At 59.2% G+C, this 16,578-nt stretch carries 17 protein-coding genes; 3 read left to right on the top strand and 14 right to left on the bottom strand.

Annotated features, from left to right (window positions below):
* Positions 1-11 precede the first annotated feature (11 nt).
* Positions 12-1,541 (bottom strand): threonine ammonia-lyase, biosynthetic, encoded by a 1,530-nt coding sequence (gene ilvA, locus DXY30_RS07015; RefSeq protein WP_115094261.1) that lies wholly within the window; start codon positions 1,539-1,541, stop codon positions 12-14.
* A gap of 80 nt (positions 1,542-1,621) precedes the next feature.
* Here ilvA and dxs point away from each other — a divergent pair, with 80 nt between their 5' ends.
* Together dxs and DXY30_RS07005 are read left to right on the top strand one after the other, a co-directional pair.
* Positions 1,622-3,553 carry a 1-deoxy-D-xylulose-5-phosphate synthase gene (gene dxs, locus DXY30_RS07010; RefSeq protein WP_115094007.1) on the top strand — a complete coding sequence of 644 codons (1,932 nt, stop codon included), beginning with the start codon at positions 1,622-1,624 and terminating at the stop codon, positions 3,551-3,553.
* On the top strand, positions 3,486-4,754 hold the full coding sequence (locus DXY30_RS07005) for an NAD(P)/FAD-dependent oxidoreductase (protein WP_371638698.1): 1,269 nt from the start codon (positions 3,486-3,488) through the stop codon (positions 4,752-4,754). The genes dxs and DXY30_RS07005 overlap by 68 nt, the downstream gene beginning before the upstream one ends.
* A gap of 52 nt (positions 4,755-4,806) precedes the next feature.
* Here DXY30_RS07005 and psaK read toward each other — a convergent pair whose 3' ends face one another.
* From psaK to DXY30_RS06990, 3 genes are all read right to left on the bottom strand, one after another.
* On the bottom strand, positions 4,807-5,064 hold the full coding sequence (gene psaK, locus DXY30_RS07000) for a photosystem I reaction center subunit PsaK (RefSeq protein ID WP_115022027.1): 258 nt from the start codon (positions 5,062-5,064) through the stop codon (positions 4,807-4,809).
* Between the two features lie 68 nt (positions 5,065-5,132).
* Positions 5,133-5,420, bottom strand: a complete 288-nt coding sequence (locus tag DXY30_RS06995) for a DUF3593 domain-containing protein (protein WP_115022029.1) — start codon at positions 5,418-5,420, stop codon at positions 5,133-5,135.
* Positions 5,410-5,706, bottom strand: a complete 297-nt coding sequence (locus tag DXY30_RS06990) for a DUF2499 domain-containing protein (protein ID WP_115022031.1) — start codon at positions 5,704-5,706, stop codon at positions 5,410-5,412. Before DXY30_RS06990 ends, DXY30_RS06995 begins: the two co-directional genes overlap by 11 nt.
* Before the next feature lie 27 nt (positions 5,707-5,733).
* Between DXY30_RS06990 and csaB the strand changes: the two genes are divergently transcribed.
* Positions 5,734-6,867, top strand: coding sequence for a polysaccharide pyruvyl transferase CsaB (csaB, locus tag DXY30_RS06985; protein WP_371638696.1), 1,134 nt, complete (start codon positions 5,734-5,736; stop codon positions 6,865-6,867).
* Here the strand turns inward: csaB and DXY30_RS06980 are convergent.
* The 10 genes from DXY30_RS06980 to DXY30_RS06935 all read right to left on the bottom strand — a co-directional run bounded on the left by DXY30_RS06980 (position 6,800) and on the right by DXY30_RS06935 (position 16,576).
* A complete protein-coding gene (locus DXY30_RS06980; protein WP_115094003.1) occupies positions 6,800-7,777 on the bottom strand; it encodes an ABC transporter ATP-binding protein in 978 nt (325 codons plus the stop codon). The two genes, csaB and DXY30_RS06980, sit on opposite strands and share 68 nt — an antisense overlap.
* Positions 7,774-8,589, bottom strand: a complete 816-nt coding sequence (locus DXY30_RS06975; RefSeq protein ID WP_115094001.1) for a carbohydrate ABC transporter permease — start codon at positions 8,587-8,589, stop codon at positions 7,774-7,776. Before DXY30_RS06975 ends, DXY30_RS06980 begins: the two co-directional genes overlap by 4 nt.
* A complete protein-coding gene (locus tag DXY30_RS06970) occupies positions 8,586-9,452 on the bottom strand; it encodes a carbohydrate ABC transporter permease (RefSeq protein WP_115093999.1) in 867 nt (288 codons plus the stop codon). The genes DXY30_RS06975 and DXY30_RS06970 overlap by 4 nt, the downstream gene beginning before the upstream one ends.
* Positions 9,449-10,714, bottom strand: a complete 1,266-nt coding sequence (locus DXY30_RS06965) for an ABC transporter substrate-binding protein (protein WP_115093997.1) — start codon at positions 10,712-10,714, stop codon at positions 9,449-9,451. Before DXY30_RS06965 ends, DXY30_RS06970 begins: the two co-directional genes overlap by 4 nt.
* A complete protein-coding gene (gene ggpS / locus DXY30_RS06960) occupies positions 10,711-12,201 on the bottom strand; it encodes a glucosylglycerol-phosphate synthase (protein WP_115093995.1) in 1,491 nt (496 codons plus the stop codon). The genes DXY30_RS06965 and ggpS overlap by 4 nt, the downstream gene beginning before the upstream one ends.
* 52 nt (positions 12,202-12,253) lie before the next feature.
* Positions 12,254-12,814 carry a peroxiredoxin gene (locus DXY30_RS06955; protein WP_115093993.1) on the bottom strand — a complete coding sequence of 187 codons (561 nt, stop codon included), beginning with the start codon at positions 12,812-12,814 and terminating at the stop codon, positions 12,254-12,256.
* Between the two features lie 12 nt (positions 12,815-12,826).
* Complete coding sequence (gene rpmB, locus DXY30_RS06950) at positions 12,827-13,063, bottom strand: 50S ribosomal protein L28 (protein WP_006850205.1); 237 nt, start codon at positions 13,061-13,063, stop codon at positions 12,827-12,829.
* Positions 13,064-13,142: 79 nt separating this feature from the next.
* A complete protein-coding gene (htpG, locus tag DXY30_RS06945; RefSeq protein WP_115093992.1) occupies positions 13,143-15,047 on the bottom strand; it encodes a molecular chaperone HtpG in 1,905 nt (634 codons plus the stop codon).
* A 100-nt stretch (positions 15,048-15,147) separates the two neighbouring features.
* The gene (locus DXY30_RS06940) at positions 15,148-15,372 is read right to left on the bottom strand and encodes a ferredoxin family protein (protein WP_115093990.1); all 225 of its coding nucleotides are present in this window, start codon (positions 15,370-15,372) and stop codon (positions 15,148-15,150) included.
* 25 nt (positions 15,373-15,397) lie between these two features.
* A complete protein-coding gene (locus DXY30_RS06935) occupies positions 15,398-16,576 on the bottom strand; it encodes an ATP phosphoribosyltransferase regulatory subunit (RefSeq protein WP_115093988.1) in 1,179 nt (392 codons plus the stop codon).
* Positions 16,577-16,578: the final 2 nt, after the last annotated feature.

Genomic DNA, 16,578 nt, shown 5'->3' with positions numbered 1-16,578 from the left:
CGTCCTGAAACTCAGAGGAACAGTGCATAGGCAGGGTTGTTTGTTTCATCCCAGTGGCGATACCCCAGGGCACTGAGAAAGTCGGTCCACCCTTCCATCTCCTGTTTCGGCACCAGAACTCCCACCACGATTCGCCCTACGTCGGCACCGTGGTTTCTGTAGTGGAAGATGCTGATGCTCCATCCCGGGTGTAGGGCATCAACGAAGCTCATCAGGGCACCTGGTCGTTCGGGGAATTCGAAGCGATACAGCAGCTCTCGGCATTCCCCGGCGCAGGCCGTTCGCGCTGAAGACGGCAGCCGACCTCCCACCATGTGGCGCAAATGGACCTTGGCGAATTCGTTGTCGCTGAGATCAAGAGAGGGGAAGCCACCCTGCTCTAGTTGGTTCAGAAGGGATGACCGATCGTCCTCATCCTTCACCTGCACACCGATGAAGATCTGCGCCGTGGCCCCATCGGTCATGCGGTAACTGAATTCCGTGAGGCTGCGCTCCCGCAGCAGTTCGCAGAGGCGCCTGAGGCTGCCGGGTGATTCGGGAATCTCCACTGCCAACATCGCTTCCCGCTCTTCACCGAGCTCAGCCCGTTCGGCGATGAAGCGCAGGCGGTCGAAATTCATGTTGGCGCCGCAGGCCACCGCTACGAGATTGCGCCCTGCCTGGTTGCGATCGGCCACGTCCTGCTTGAGACCGGCAATCGCCAGTGCGCCCGCAGGTTCCAGGATGGAGCGGGTGTCTTCGAAGACGTCTTTGATGGCGGCACAGATGGCGTCGGTGTCGACCTGGACCATCCGATCGACAAATCGTTGGGCCAACTCAAAGGTGTGTTCACCCACTTTCCTCACGGCAACACCGTCGGCAAACAGGCCCACCTGCTCCAGTTCCACCCTCTGCCCCTGCTCCAAGGAGCGGCTCAGGGCATCGGCATCGATCGGTTCCACACCAATGACCTCGGTTTCAGGCCAGAGGCGTTTGACGTAGGCGGCGATTCCGGCGATCAGCCCACCTCCACCAACTGCCACATAGATGGCGTTGGGTGGCTGCTCTGCCTGGCGCATGATCTCCATCCCGATCGTCCCCTGACCAGCGATCACCTCGGGATCGTCAAAGGGGTGGATAAAGGTGAGACCTTCGGCTTTGCAGCGCCGCTGTGCTTCTGCGGAACACTCGTCGTAGGTCTCGCCATGGAGCACTACTTCACCGCCGAGGGCGCGCACGGCGCGCACCTTGACCTCCGGCGTCGTGCTTGGCATCACAATCACCGCTCGACAGCCGAGTCGCTTGGCACTCAGCGCCACTCCTTGGGCATGGTTCCCGGCACTGGATGCAATGACACCGCGCTTCAGCTCGTCTGCGCTCAGCTGTGCCATGCGGTTGTAAGCGCCGCGCAGTTTGAAGGAGAACACCGGCTGGAGATCCTCACGCTTCAACCAGACCGTGTTGTTCAGTCGGCGGCTCAGATTGGGGGCGTGATCCAGGGGGGTTTCACGCGCCACGTCGTAAACGCGTGCACGCAGGATCCGCTGCAGGTAGTCGGTCATCTCACCATTCTTCCAAGGGTTCGATCCAGACAGCATCCGGGCTGGTTCCCGTAGATTGCTCGTATTGGAACTGGCAGTGCATGCATCTCGGAGATCTCAAGCATCCGAATGAACTGCACGGACTCAGCCCGGCTCAGCTCGAGGATGTGGCACGGCAGATCCGTGAGAGGCATCTGCAGGTTGTGTCGACCAGTGGTGGACACCTTGGTCCTGGTCTGGGTGTTGTGGAGCTCACACTCGCTCTGTACCAGACCCTCGACCTCGATCATGACCGCGTGATCTGGGATGTCGGTCATCAGGCATACCCCCACAAATTGATCACAGGGCGGTTCAACGATTTCGATTCCCTACGCCAGCAGCGTGGGGTAGCTGGATACCTCAAGCGTTCGGAGAGTGGCTTCGATCACTTCGGAGCCGGTCACGCGAGCACCTCGATATCCGCTGCGCTGGGGATGGCGATGGCGCGGGACAACAAGGGGGAGTCTTACAAATGCGTTGCTGTCATCGGTGATGGTGCCCTGACAGGCGGCATGGCCCTGGAAGCCATTAATCACGCGGGGCACCTTCCCAATACGCCGCTCCTGGTGGTGCTGAACGACAACGACATGTCGATCTCCCCACCGGTGGGAGCCCTATCGAGTGTTCTGAACCGTGCGCGGCTCAGCCCACCGATGCAGTTCATCTCGGGGAGTGTCGAAGAAAGTGTTCGTCACCTGCCGTTTATGGGTGGAGAGCTTCCTGCGGAACTCAATCGCCTGAAGGGAAGCATGCGACGACTCGCTGTTCCCAAGGTTGGCGCCGTGTTCGAGGAACTCGGTTTCACTTACATGGGTCCGATCGACGGCCACGACATCGGTGAGATGGTGCGCACTTTTCAGGCGGCCCACCGTGAGGGTGGTCCTGTTCTGGTGCATGTGGTCACGACAAAGGGCAAGGGATATCCCTACGCCGAGGCTGATCAGGTCGGCTACCACGCGCAATCAGCTTTCGATCTCAATACCGGTAAGGCGATCCCCTCATCGAAACCCAAGCCCCCCAGCTACAGCAAGGTGTTTGGTCAAACCCTCGTCAAGCTGTGCGAGCAAAACAGTCGGGTGGTGGGAATCACTGCGGCGATGGCCACCGGTACCGGGCTGGATCTGCTGCAGAAGGCCATCCCTGACCAGTACGTGGACGTCGGCATTGCCGAGCAGCATGCCGTCACCCTTGCAGCGGGGATGGCATGCGAAGGGTTGCGTCCTGTCTGCGCGATCTACAGCACCTTCCTGCAGCGGGCCTACGACCAGTTGATCCACGACGTAGGAATCCAGAAGCTACCGGTCACCTTCGTGCTGGATCGTGCGGGCATCGTCGGTGCCGATGGGCCGACGCATCAGGGTCAATACGACATCAGCTACATGCGTGCCATTCCCAATTTCACGGTGATGGCTCCGAAGGATGAGGCCGAGCTGCAGCAGATGCTGGTGACCTGCCTCAGTCACGACGGACCAACAGCCCTGCGCATTCCCCGGGGATCGGGTGAAGGCGTGCCCTTGATGGAAGAGGGTTGGGAATCCCTGCCGATCGGCCGTGGAGAACTGCTGCGGGAAGGTGACGACTTGATGATCGTTGCCTACGGCGCCATGGTTGCGCCGGCTCTTGCCACAGCCACTCTGCTTGAGGAAGCAGGTCTTTCGACCACGGTGATCAATGCCAGGTTCCTGCGGCCGCTGGATCAGGCCCTCATTCATCCTCTGGCCCGACGCATCCCCCGTGTGGTCACCATGGAGGAGGGAGCCCTCCCCGGAGGATTTGGGGCCGCCGTTCTCGAGTCGTTGAGCGATCAGGACATCACTGTCTCAATGCTGCGGATCGGCATTCCCGATCAGCTGGTCGATCACGCCACTCCTCAACAGAGCAAGGAAGCTCTTGGCCTAACCCCTGCACAGATGGCTGAACGCATCCTTGAGCGCTTCAGCAAGGCCGCTGGTGATCTGCCATCCAGCGCTTCGGTCAAGGCTCTGCAGGCCTGAAGCGGAAGGATCTGTGTCGGTTCTAATCGTTGGTGCGGGGCCTTCCGGTGCCCGCCTGGCGATCCAACTGGCGCGCAGGGGTGCTGAGGTCACCCTGGTGGATCGCTTGATCGATCCGGAACGCAATGCCTATTCCAGCGGAGCTCTTCCTCTGGAGGCTGTTCGTCGGCTTGGCCTGCCGGATGAAACCATTGCCGCAACCTGGCAGGGCTGGCAGCTGCACGATCCTTCCGGTCTTCTGCATCAGTGGTGGTCTGACGACGATCTGGGGGTGGTGCTCGACTTCGGCAGGCTCCGTTCCTTTCTCTGGTCGGAAGCGCGTCGCCATGGTGTGGAGTTGATTCAAGGCTGTCGGGCAGTTCTGAAAAGCCTCAGCGCAGAGAACGCCACCGTGCAGCTGCAGACGCGTGATGGTGTGGAGTCGTTGCGCTCAGTCCGGTGGCTGATTGACGCCACGGGTGCACGCCGCGATCTGCTTCAGCAGGCTGGTGTCAAGCCCAATCCAGCTGATCCGCTGCTGCAGGGGATCGGAGTCGAGTGGCTGCTTCAAGCCGATGATCGCCACGCCGCTCCCTGGCGGGATCGGATCAGTTTTTTTCTGGGGACGCCCTGGATCAGCCACGGATACGGCTGGATCTTCCCTATGCAAGGACAACGGCTGAAGGTGGGTGTCTGTCACCTTCCTCCTCCCCATCGTCAAACCACTGGCAGCCTGGCGCAGCCCCTGCAGCGGTTGATGCAACGCTGCGGCTTGTCCGACTGTCTCGTTCTGGATCGCCATGGTGGGCCTGTTTCCAGCTCGATCTCTCGATCTGAAGCGCTGGGTGTCGATGCCCTGTTGGCGGTTGGAGATGCGGCAAGTACAGCCAATCTTCTCGGTGGAGAAGGCATCCGCCATGCGATGGACAATGCCGATCAACTGGCCGATCTGTTGATGGCTGATGGGATGCGCGGCGACTCAGCAACCATTGCCCATCGCTACAGACAGGTACTTGATGCCCAGCGGAGCTGGCGATGGTCGGTGTCAGGCCGTCTGGCGCGGCGCACCTGGTGGGGGCTCAACAATTGCCGGGGTGATCAGCGACTCGAGCGTCTGATCAATGGACTTTCTTCCACAGCAAAAGCAACTGCTCTATCTGAGCTGCTGTTTGAGTATCGATTCGAGCGTTACGGCTTACGCCTGTTGCCCTATCTGCTTTGAGCGATGTTGTTTCCGGGAAGGAGCCGTGGCTCCTTCCCGGAAAGGTGTTGCTTCAGAGCACACCGCGGGCTGCAAGGCCCTGGATCGCACCAATGCCGATGATGTGGCCAAGGCTGGTGGTACCGAGCATGGCTGCATGTCCCATTCCACCGAAGAAGGTGGAGTTGGGAAGTGCAGCGCCTTCGTTGGGGTGCTTAATCGTGGCCTTGCCGACCATGATGGCAACCACATTGCAGAGGATCATCACCAGGGCGACCTTGGGAGACCAGGACACTGTGGCGGGAGCGATCGCGAAAAGGTGGGTCAGCATTCGAGCCAATGAGCGACACCTCATCATCCGGGGCTTCCGCCCTCTTGCCTGAGTCTCTTAAGAGTTGTTCACCCTTTCTTGGGGGTCGGTAGCAGCAGTCCGATCACCAGAACGGTGTTGCCGAGCGTTAGGAAGGCTTCTGCACCACCGTGTAACCAGTCGATCTCCACCAGTTCCGCTGAGCAGCAGCGCAGAGCTGCGATGGCGGCAACAATCGTGACGGCTACGAACAGCAGTGTGAGTTGAAAGCCGCGTTCCGCCATCTGCGGAAGTGCCTTACTCCTGTGGAGCCAGAAGAGAAACAACAAATAAGGGATTAGCGAGACCGCAAACAGGGGTGCGGGATCAAAGTTCATTGACCACTCCGTCAGCCACCCGACGCCGTTGGAGCTGCCATGCCGCAAACGCCAGGGTGCTGTTCCCGATCACGGTGAATAGGGCCTGAAGGGTGACCAGGCCTCGCAGAGCGTCGCTGTTGTCAAACAAGTGCCAAGTGCAGGCTGCCATCGCACTCACCAGGGCCGGAAGCATGGCCCAGGCCATGCCTGACAGCCCGCGACGATGCATCAACACGATCGCCACACACCACTCGATCACTGAGGCGACGTGGATCCACCAGGTTCCGAGCGACAACGCGTGCATGGCCCGAATCCTAGGAATCCGTTGATAATGCTTGGAGTGAACAGGCTGCTGCCCGTGGTCCGCCCCGCTGCACCTGTCCTTCTGCTTTGTGGCTACTACGGAGAACACAATCTCGGGGACGATGCACTGCTTCAGGTGCTGGTGTCAGCGCTTCCCCAGTCGCAGCAGTTGTTGATCACAGTTCGTGATCCAGTTCCGGTCCTTGCCCTGGCACCGTCGGCCCTAACCGTGAATCGCCGCTCCATCGTGAGCTGCCTTCGTGCGGCTCTGCGCGCGGATGTGCTGGTGCTTGGGGGCGGCAGCCTGCTTCAGGACAGCACCAGCTTCAGCAGCCTTGTTTACTACCTGCTTCTGATGGCGGTCGCCCGTATCGGTGGTGCCGAGGTGCTTCTCTGGGGCCAGGGCCTGGGGCCATTGCAGCGTCGGATCAGTCGGATGCTGGTGCGCGCTGTGTTGCCGTTCTGCAAGGCGGCGAGTTGGCGCGATCAACGCTCCTTTGAATTGGCTCGGCGCTGGGCGCGATCGTTACCGATGGTGCTGGCCGCAGATCCGGTCTGGCAGATGCCGGCGCGTCCATGGATCGGTGGCGACGCCATCGTTCTGAGCTGGCGTCCGACACCACTCCTGGATCACTCGGGCTGGCGTCGGTTGACGGAGGCTTTGGATGCTCTCAGTGCCGAGTTGGCAGCCCCGGTGATCTGGTTGGCGTTCCATGAGCATCAGGATGCACCGTTGCTGCAGCAACTGAGCGATGCGGGGCTGCTGCCAAAGCGTCTGAAGGGGTGCAGCACAACCCTGGTGCCCCAGTCGCTGGAGGTTGTTTCTGATGTAGTTCAACGGGCACGCCTTGTTCTGCCCATGCGACTGCATGCCTTGATCCTGGCCCGCCTTTCCAACAGTCCGATGGCTGCTCTCAGCTACGACCCGAAGGTTGAGGCCGCCGCTGCCATGGCGTCCGTGCCTTGCACCCCATTGACCTCCTTGCCTTCCGTGGATGCATTGCTGAATCTGTGGCGAGCTGAAGTGGATCGCCCGGCGGATCCCAATCAAACGGAAGAATTGCGATGCCAGGCATCGGCTCACAGCGACCTGCTCAAGCGGATGGCAGTCGACGACCGGAGATCCCATCGAAGCGATGCTCACAATCGCTCGACCAACTGATCTGCGGTTCAGCCGCGATCGTCGTTTCTCCGGAGCAGACCATCCGTAGGTCGCCGCGATCGCAGCGGACCAGAAGCATCTGATTGGCACCGAACCATTCACGGCTGAGGATTGTGCATGGCCAGCCATCGGAATCGAGCCGCAGGTCGTCCGGTCGGATGCCGATGGTCACGCCGTTTTGAGCTGGCAACAGATTCATCTGCGGGCGGCCGATGAACTGGGCGACGTAGGTGCTGGCCGGCTGCAGATAGAGCTCGCGAGGTGTTCCGATCTGTTCGATGCTTCCATTGCGCATCACGGCGATGCGATCCGCCAACGCCATTGCCTCCTGCTGGTCATGGGTGACGTAGACCACGGGTTGGTCACCACCGATCATCAGACGGCGCAACTGGGGACGCAGGTCCTCACGCAATTGCGCATCCAGATTGCTCATCGGCTCATCCAGCAGATAAACCAGTGGATCCCTCAGCAACGCTCTGGCCAGGGCGACCCGTTGGCGCTGTCCGCCGGAGAGTTGTGATGGCCGTTGCTGGGCATATTCGCTGAGTTGCAGCACCTCCAGAACGCGGCTGATCCGCGCATCGCGGGTGCCGGTGGTGCCACCTCGAATTCTCAAACCCAGTTCGAGGTTTTCCCACACGTTGAGATGCGGGAACAGGGCATAGCTTTGAAAGACCATCCCCACCCGGCGCCGTTCAGCGGGAACGTCAACCATCTCGGCATCATTAATGCGAATGGAGCCTTGATCCGGTTGATCGAGCCCCGCGATTAGACGCAAAGCCGTGCTTTTCCCACAGCCACTGGCACCCAGCAGAGCGACGCACTCCCCATCGGCCACGTTGAGGTCGAGCTGCTTGAGAACCGGGCGTTCGCCGAAGCTCTTGCTGATGGCCCGTAGTTCCAGTGTCATCCCTTAATTGCTCCGTTGGTGAGTCCACTGACGATCTGCCGCTGGAACACCAGCACCAGCACCAGCAGAGGTATGGCACCGAGCACAGTCGCGGCTGCGTAGGTGCCGTAGGGGACCGAATAGGTGGATGATCCCGCAATCCGGGCCATCGCCACCGGCAATGTGAGCAGATCGCTGCGGCTTAGCCAGGTGAGGGCCACTGGATACTCGTTCCAGGCAAACAGGAACACCAGGATCGCTGTGCTGGCGGAGGCTGGTGCAATCAAGGGAAGCAGCACCCAGCGCAGCCGTTGCCAGAGAGACAGACCCTCAAGCTTCGCCGCGTCCTCGAGATCGTTGGGTAGGGCTTCGAAGGCAGCGGTGAGCAGAAGCAGGGCTAGGGGCATCGACAGAGCGCTGTAGGGAATGGAAATGGCGATGAGGTTGTTGCCCAGCGAAAACGTGCGGGCCAGTTCGAGCAGTGCCAGAAACAGCAGCACATAGGGAAATAAGGCGGCTCCCACCACGGCGGTCCGGAGGCTTCCCCTCCATCGAATAGGGAGTTTGGCCAGTCCGTAGGCGGCTGGGATCGCCAGCACCAAGGTGAGCAGAGTTGTGAGGGAGGCCACCAGGCTGCTGTTGAACAGGTATCTCCAGAACGGCGGATCGGTGCTCAGCAGATCCCTGTAGTTGTTCAGCGTCCAGCGGTTCCAGAAGCTCAATTGTTCGTTGACCAGAGCATCGGCGGTGGTGAATGAACTCACCAGCTGCCACAGCATCGGTGCAAGGGACCAGACCAGCAGCAGTGCAATCCAGATGGAACGTCGCGTCATCGATCCAGGGGCCTCAACACACCGAAGGTTTTCAGCACCAGTGTTCCCGCCAGGATCAGGGCTGTGAGCAACAGGAATCCTGCGAGCATCACCGTGGCGCTGTAACCGAAATCAAGGAAGCGCATGCCGTTGAGATAGGCATAAAGGGCGATGCTTTCTGTGCTGCCGGCAGGACCACCACCGGTCAACACCTGCACCAGATCAAACACCCCGAAGGCCTGGGCCAAGCGGAACAGAAGGCTCAGCAGGATGTAGGGCAGCAGCAGCGGCAAGGTGACGCGGCGCAGGGCCTGCAGAGGGGTTCCGCCTTCCAGACGGAAGGCGCTGTAAAGGTCGTCGGGAATGCTTTGGAGCCCAGCCAAAAGGATCAGCGTGATGAAGGGTGTTGTCTTCCAGACATCCGCGAAAACCGTCACCAACCAGGTGATCGATGGGGTGGACAACAGATCCAGGGAGTCGAGTCCAATTGTTCGGGCCAGCACCTCGATTGGGCCATAAGGAGTGTTGAAGATCCAGCGCCAGCCCAGGGCCATCATTGTTGTGGGGAGTGCCCAGGGGAGCAGGGTCAGGGCTCGAACGGCGCCTCTGCCACGCCAGCTCTGATGAAGCAGGAGCGCGATGGCCAGTGCCAATAGCAATTCCATTCCCACGGAGATCAGGGCGAATCGCGCGGTCTGCCCCGCATCCAGCCAGAACCGCTGATCAACCGCCAGCCGTATCCAGTTGGCTCCGCCGTTGGCCACCGGTTCCAGTCCGGTGAGGACGGAATCAGCGTGGAAGCTCAGCCAGGCGTAACGAAGCATCGGCCAGCCGAAGACGACGGCGATCAGCAGTAGGGCTGGAACAGCCAGGAGAACGGTCATGGCGTCGCTCCCGCTGCACGAAGCAGGGTCTGGCTTCGCTGCTGACTGGTCGCCATCGCTTCATCAGCGGATCCAGTTTCGGTGAACAATCCGTTGAGTTCGCGCTGCACCACGTCACTGAGTTGGGCGTAGAGGGGTGTTGGCGGACGCACAATCGCGTGGTTTAGCGCTACCTGCAGCTCCGGAAGCACAGGGGAACTCTTCAACATCTCCGGATCGCTGAACAAATTCGCTTGGGTGGGTGAGTAGCCGTTGTTGAGAAAGCGAGTTCGCTGGGAGGCTTCATTGGTGAGGTATCGAATGGCTTCCACCGCCGCCTCCTGATGGGACGACTGACGCATCAAGCTCAACCCCCAGCTGCCCAGGGTCGCTCCGGGTCGTTCGCCCGGTTGCGCCACCATCAGGCTGATGCCAACGTTGCCTTTCACATTGCTGTCGTCCTTCTGCAGTTCAGCCCAGGCATAGGGCCAGTTCCGCATCAGTGCGGCATCGCCGGATTTGAAGGCTTGAAGCGACTCCGATTCGGCGTAATTGGTGACGGCATAGGGGCTGACCCCTGCGCTGATCAAATCGTTCAACCAGGCTGCAGCCCCTGTTGCCTCAGGCGTATCCAGCTGCATGGTGTTGGTGGTGGTGTCCATCCACTCGCCACCGAAGCCCTGCAGCACTTCTAGGAAGTCGCAGCTCAGACCTTCGTACTGACGCCCCTGCCAGACGAAACCATTGGCAACGGCGTTGGTCTGGACCAGCTGTCCTGCAACGGACACCAACTCGTCTGGTGTTTTCGGTGGCTCTTTCATGAGATCCGTCCGCCAGTAGAGCAGTCCCACATCGGCCACCAAGGGCCAGCGGTAGAGATGGCCGTCGTAGTCGTTGCCCAGCCGTGCTCCCTCCACCAGCTGTTCCTGGTCGGCCTGATCAAACCAGGGATCCAGGGGTTCCAGCCATCCCGCGGCGGCATATTTCGGTAGCCAGGTGACATCCATCAACAGCGCGTCGAAGGGTGCATCCCCGAGCAGAAGGCTGCTGATTGCAAGATCTGAAATCGATTCCGTGGTCAACGGACCTCGGATCAAATTCAGATGAATCCGGCCGCGATGCTCGCGGTTGAAGTTTTTCACCAGCTCAGCGCTGGCGTCGGTGAAGGAGGAGGGCATGAGGATGCTCACCTCTTCCGCCCGGAAGGACGCTGACCCGACCAGGCAGCCGAGGGCCATGACAAGCGCCAAGGCCCCGCTCGCTAGCCAGCGGCGCAGCTTCACTGGGCTTTTGAGGGCGTCAGACCTGACATCTGTTCATCGGCCCAGTCACGAACGGTGTAGCTCTCCACGGCATCGGTCATGCGACTCATTCGATCGCGTTGTTCGTCTTCGTCCATTTCCAGCGCCGATTCGATTGCATCGTCCATGCGGCGATTCGAATAGGGGTTGGTCAGAACGGCGCCATCGAGGACAACCGAAGCGCCGGTGAATTCGGAAAGAACAAGAACACCGCCGCGGTTTCGCCGAGCAGCCGCATATTCCTTGGCTACCAGATTCAGTCCATCGCGCAGAGGTGTGATCCAGCAGACATCTGCTTGGCAGAACCAGGCAATCATTTCGTCGTAGGGGATCCGACGGGTTGAAAACCGGATCGGGACCCAATCAATTTGGCTGAAGCGTCCGTTGATCCGCCCCGCCATTTCTTCAATCGACCGTTGCGTGTCTTCGTAGATTTTCATCCCACTGGCAGCGGCGACGCAGGCAAGCATCAGTACAACTTGCCCATGCAAATCCTTGCGTCGTTCCAGCAGGCGTTCGAAGGCCAGCAGCAACTCCTCATTGCCCTTGGTGTAATCAACACGACTCGCGGAGAGGATCAGTTTGCGTCCCTTTTTGGTGTCTTGAACGATCAATTCACCATGGCTTTCAACGGATGGGCTCCAGCACAACTCCTGAATTAGATCAGGAGATGTGCCCACCGGTGAGCTGAGTAACTGAATGGTGCGGCCTTTGTGCTCGAGATGACTGGTGACCGTGCCTTCGGAAAGGGCTGTTCCTACTCCAATGAATTTCCGATCCACTGAAACTTTTGGACCGCGCTTGGCTCCTACTAGGGTGCTGGCGGCACGGGCAAAGTTTTCGGTGTAGCGCGGGATATGGAAACCAACGACATCACAACAGAGCAAACTTTCAAGAATTTGGTCACGCCAAGGCAGGATGGCGAATACATCATTCCCGGGGAAGGGGGTGTGATGGAAAAAGGCAATCTTTAGGTCGGGACGTTCCGCTCGGATGTAACCGGGAACCAACCAGAGGTTGTAATCGTGAACCCATACCGTTGCACCCTCGGCAGCCTCGGCACATGCCGCAGAGGCGAATCGTTTGTTGACCTCTTCAAAGATCTTCCAGTTTGCATTATTAACGTTGAAGTATGTGGGAAATGTGTGCAGGATAGGCCAAAAGCATTCTTTTGATGTGATGTGATAAAAACTGGAGATCTGCTCGTCTTCTAGAGGGATTCGGCAGAGTGTGAATGGAGATGGATTGTCCATTTCAATCCGTTCTGTGCCTTCATTCGACTGATCGTCGACGCGTCTCCAGGCAATCCATGTACCTTTCTCGCAGCTCCGAAAGAGATTGCGAAGGGTAGGAATTATTCCGTTAGGGCTTTTCTGGTCGACCCAAATTCTTGATCCGTTGTTGTCTTTTGATTCGTCAAACGGGGTGCGGTGGTAGAGGATTATGAACGAACTTTGACCCGCACCCATCTATTCGAGCAACACTTCGTTCGTTCCACCATTCAGCAAAAGCTGTTTTTTGTCAAATGGTGGTTTTGTTCTGAAGTGTCGTCAAGGAATCCAGCACTTCCCTGGCGTGACCGTTTGGTCGAACTGCCACCCAGCGCTCACGTAGAACGCCATCGGGATCGATCAGGAAGGAGTGGCGCAACGAATAGGGCGCCATCCAGGAGCCGTAGGCCTTGCTCACGGTTCCGTCAGGATCAGAGAGCAAGGGAAAACTCAGCCCTTCGCTTTCACAGAAGGATTCGTGCTCGTCGACACTGTCGGCGCTGATGCCGATGACCTCGGCACCGGCCTGAAGAAACTCCGCGTGCAGGTTTTCGAAGCCCCTGGCTTCGATGGTGCAGCCACCGGTGAAGTCTCTTGGGTAGAAATAAACCGCCAACCAACGACCGCGCAGATCTCCGGTGCTCCAACGGTTACGGTCGGGTTCGGATTGGCTGGATCCGGGCAGATCAAAGTCGGGCACTGTGCTGCCCGTTTCCAAAACAACACCCCCGAGAGCCGAAGCCCGCGAGGGTGAAAGCGTCAGAGCTGCAATGAAAAGGCCGGACTTGACTAGTAATTCCCGCCGATTCACCCGTTCAAGATCTCAGATCTTGGCCAGGTTAATGCCCAGAGACTTGGCATAGGCGCCGAGGCCTTTCTTCTGGATGGTTTTGAGGGCGCGGGTGGTTACGCGCAGCTTCACCCAGCGGTTGCCTTCCGCCCACCAGAGGCGCCGCTGCTGCAGGTTGGCCTGCTGCAGCTTCTTGGTGCGGATGTGGGAATGGCTCACGGCCATGCCGTTGTTGGCGCGAGTACCGGTGAGCTGACACACCCGTGACATGACGATGTCCTTCTACTGAGAGGTTGTTTGGAGCTGAATTAACAGTTCCAAACGACCAAGTTAGCAAAAGGTCTTCACCTCAAAGGCCTCTCTGCATCAGAGCACCCATCAATTCAGCACTGCGGGTCTGGAATCCGCCAAGTTCATTGGGCTCCAGACCGCCCACGCCCAGCCGAGCCATGTCATAAAGATGACGGGCCACATCCTGGGCGAGGCTTGCTGTGGGTGAGGCTTCCGCCGATCCCACCAGCACGCCACCGGCCCGCAGCTTGAGCATCCCTTCCACCAGGGGATGGCGCCGGTTCACCAGAAGTACGTGATGCTCAGGAAGGCCTGGTAGGCGCTGTTCCATTAAGGCGCCCATGTCGTTCAGCCTGCGCATCTGTTCAGGCAGAAGAATCATCGCCGGAGGTGCCCCTTCCGCTTTCAGGGCCTGTACCTGAACGGTCACCTTCTCATTGGCCAGGGATTCCTTGATCAGATCACGCAGTCGGTCTGATTCCGTTGTTCCATCTTGATCGGTGAGTTCCGCATCGTTGTCTTTCAGGCTCTCGTCCAGTTCCGAGTCGACGCGTTGGAAGGTGAGTTCCTCGTGGCGATGTTCGAGCCAGGGGATGAACTGAGTGTCGATCACCGTTTCCAGCTTCAGCACTTCCGCGCCCTGGGATGTCCAGAGATTGAGCGCACCAGCCTGGGAAACGTCATCGGTGCTGTAGAGCACGCGCTTGTTCTGATCTGCGGCCAGTCGGCTGAGGTATCCATCCAGAGTGGTGAACGCACGGCCATCGCAGGCGATCGGGTCAGCGTCGTCGCCTTCCCCGGCGGCAGCGGTGGTGGCGAACAGGATCAATTCGGCGACCTGCTCGGCGAACTTCTCGTCTTCCATGGCGCCGATCTTCACGAAGGGTGCCAGGGCATCCCACGCCTCGGCATAGGCCTTGGGGTCCTCCTTTTTCAATCCCCGCAGCCGATCTGACACCTTCTTGGCGACAAAATTTCCGATCGAGCGAACGCGTCGGTCGGTCTGCAGAGCACTGCGGCTCACATTGAGAGGAATGTCGGGTGAATCGATCACTCCCCGCAAGGGCAGCAGGTAGCGAGGCACAACTTCCTTGATCGAATCGCTGACGAACACCTGGTTGCAGTAGAGCTTGATTTCGCCCTTCTCCCAGTCGGCACGACCGGTCTGCTTGGGGAAAAAGAGAATTCCCTGAAGGTTGTAGGGGTAGTCGGTATTGAGGTGAACCCAGAGCAGGGGATCGCCTTGAAAGGGATAGAGATAGTTGTAGAGGTCGATGTAATCCTGATCACTGAGATCTCTGGCGCTCTTGCGCCAGGGGGCGTCCATCTTGTTGATCGTTTCCCCCTCGAGCTGCACCGGCACTGCCATGAAGTCGCAGTAGGTGTTGATCAGAGTTCGGATCCGTGCCGGTTCCAGATATTCGAGCTCGTCCTCCATTAGATGAAGGATCACGTCTGTGCCCGGCTGCTCTTTCTCGGCGGCGCTGAGGCTGAAGTTCGGGGAACCATCACAGCTCCAGCGCACAGCTTCAGCGTCGGGCCGAGCTGAACGGGTCAGCAGTTCAACCTTCTCGGCCACCATGAAGCTGGAATAAAAACCAAGGCCGAAGTGGCCGATGATGGCGTCGTTTTCCTGCTTGTATTTCTCCAGGAAATCCTCGGCACTGGAGAAGGCCACCTGGTTGATGTAGCGCTTCACCTCATCGGCCGTCATGCCGATGCCGTTGTCACTGATGGTGACGGTCTTGGCCTCCTGATCCACCGTGATGCGAATGGCACCGTCATCCCCTTCGCTGCAATCGCCCGCCATGGCAGCCATGCGGCGCTTGCTGATGGCATCCACACCATTGCTGACAAGTTCCCGGAGAAACACCTCGTGGCCGGAGTACACGGCCTTCTTGATGATCGGGAAAATGTTTTCGGTGTGGATCTGAATCTGACCCTGTTCCTCCAGCACCGCCATTCCTGTGTCCCGAAAAACCAGACACTAGAGACCGGTTTCACTCCGGCTCAACGGCCTGTTCAGGGGGTTCTCCGTACCTTCATGTGCCCCGCATGCCTGCTCAAGGCGTCTTCTGAAGATCAGGACGCTCTTCCGCAACGATGGCGCCCTCAATCGGACAGACCTGCAGGCAGATGCCGCAATCGATGCAGGTGTCGAAATTGATCCAGTAAAAGTCTGTCCCTTTCTTGTTTTTTCCATTGCCTTGGTCAATGCAGGCCACAGGGCAGGCATCGACGCAGTCAGCGATGCCCTCGCAAACGTCGGTGACGATGGAATGAGCCATGGAGGACCTGCTGATCTGCCGGATCCTAAGGATCGACCCAATCGAGCTGTAGACCGCCCTGTGCTTTCGCCAGCTGTTCAGCCTTCTCCCTGGAATCCAACGGTTCCAGGGCCAACACAGCGGTGCGACCTTGCTGATGCCAACCCCGCTGATGCTCCATGGCCGCTTCCAGGCTTGTGGCTGCTGAAAAGGCCACGAGTACATCGCTCTGTTGCTGGTCTGCTGTATCGAATTCCGAGATCAGTTCCCGGATCGGGTCGATCGCCAGGCTGAACCCAGCGCCATAGGCCTGTTGATCGGTCGCGCCGCAACGCTGCACCAGGTCGTCGTAACGGCCGCCACGGGCAATCACCACAGGAGAGCTGCGGCCATCACAGACCAGCTGGAACACCAAGCCGGTGTACAGCTCGAAATGGGGCTGGAATGTCGGGTCGAGCTGAATCGTTACCGACTGATCCTGAGCTGCTTTTGAGAGATGGGCGCAGAGGCGGCGAAGCTTGTCGAACACCGGCTGATCCCCGCCCATGCTGGCGAGCTGGGTCAGGACCTGGTCGGGGGTTCCGCGGCAGTCAAGGAGGGAAAGAAGCCTGGCCTTGGCGTCCTTGGTCAGGTCGAAATTCTCAATGGCCAGACGGTCGAAATCGATCAAGGCTGTACGGATCTGATCGCGCATCTCACCGTTGAACGGGCTGAGAATCAGATCCATCAGAGCGGTGTGGCCGAGCAACAGCCTTGGTTTCTGGCTGGGCTGCAGCTCCAGGGTCTGAATTGCTGCCATCAACAGGCTGAGCAGTTCCATCTCCGCTTCGCTGCCGCTAACCCCGAACAGTTCAACGCCGCTCTGCAGGTTCTCTTCGATCGATTGCCCCCCTTCATCGGCGGAACGGGTGCGGAACACCGTTCCGGAGGCCCAGAGACGCAACGGCCGTTGGCGATCGGCGAATCGTGTGCAAGCCGCTCTGGCGATGGATGCCGTCATCTCTGGCCGTAGCCCGAGAGGGTCATCTGCAACGAGACGAACGATGTCTGAACTGTCGATGGCGCCCCCGGCCATCAACGTTGCCAGACGCTCAACCCGCGGTGGCGACACTTCCTCATAGCCCCACAGACGGAAAACCGATGCAAGACGTTCCGTCAGCTGTCGATTGGTCTCCACCTGACGTGGATTCAGATCCTTTGCGCCAGCTGCAGGTTGCAGCGCCATCT

This window comes from Synechococcus sp. UW106, from assembly GCF_900474015.1.
In the GTDB taxonomy this organism is placed as follows: Bacteria; Cyanobacteriota; Cyanobacteriia; order PCC-6307; family Cyanobiaceae; genus Parasynechococcus.
This window is presented reverse-complemented; position numbering and strand designations above follow the sequence as displayed.

Coding starts and splice junctions, on each gene's coding strand:
- DXY30_RS06990 (WP_115022031.1), bottom strand. CDS start 5,706: ATGCACGCGTTGTCGCTCGGAACCTGGTGGATCCACGTCGCCTCAGTG.
- DXY30_RS06980 (WP_115094003.1), bottom strand. CDS start 7,777: ATGACACTGGAACTACGGGCCATCAGCAAGAGCTTCGGCGAACGCCCG.
- DXY30_RS06940 (WP_115093990.1), bottom strand. CDS start 15,372: ATGGCTCATTCCATCGTCACCGACGTTTGCGAGGGCATCGCTGACTGC.
- csaB (WP_371638696.1), top strand. CDS start 5,734: ATGCTTGGAGTGAACAGGCTGCTGCCCGTGGTCCGCCCCGCTGCACCT.
- psaK (WP_115022027.1), bottom strand. CDS start 5,064: ATGCTGACCCACCTTTTCGCGATCGCTCCCGCCACAGTGTCCTGGTCT.
- rpmB (WP_006850205.1), bottom strand. CDS start 13,063: ATGTCACGGGTGTGTCAGCTCACCGGTACTCGCGCCAACAACGGCATG.
- DXY30_RS06975 (WP_115094001.1), bottom strand. CDS start 8,589: ATGACGCGACGTTCCATCTGGATTGCACTGCTGCTGGTCTGGTCCCTT.
- htpG (WP_115093992.1), bottom strand. CDS start 15,047: ATGGCGGTGCTGGAGGAACAGGGTCAGATTCAGATCCACACCGAAAAC.
- DXY30_RS06970 (WP_115093999.1), bottom strand. CDS start 9,452: ATGACCGTTCTCCTGGCTGTTCCAGCCCTACTGCTGATCGCCGTCGTC.
- DXY30_RS06935 (WP_115093988.1), bottom strand. CDS start 16,576: ATGGCGCTGCAACCTGCAGCTGGCGCAAAGGATCTGAATCCACGTCAG.
- DXY30_RS06995 (WP_115022029.1), bottom strand. CDS start 5,420: ATGAACTTTGATCCCGCACCCCTGTTTGCGGTCTCGCTAATCCCTTAT.
- ggpS (WP_115093995.1), bottom strand. CDS start 12,201: ATGGGTGCGGGTCAAAGTTCGTTCATAATCCTCTACCACCGCACCCCG.
- ilvA (WP_115094261.1), bottom strand. CDS start 1,541: ATGACCGACTACCTGCAGCGGATCCTGCGTGCACGCGTTTACGACGTG.
- dxs (WP_115094007.1), top strand. CDS start 1,622: ATGCATCTCGGAGATCTCAAGCATCCGAATGAACTGCACGGACTCAGC.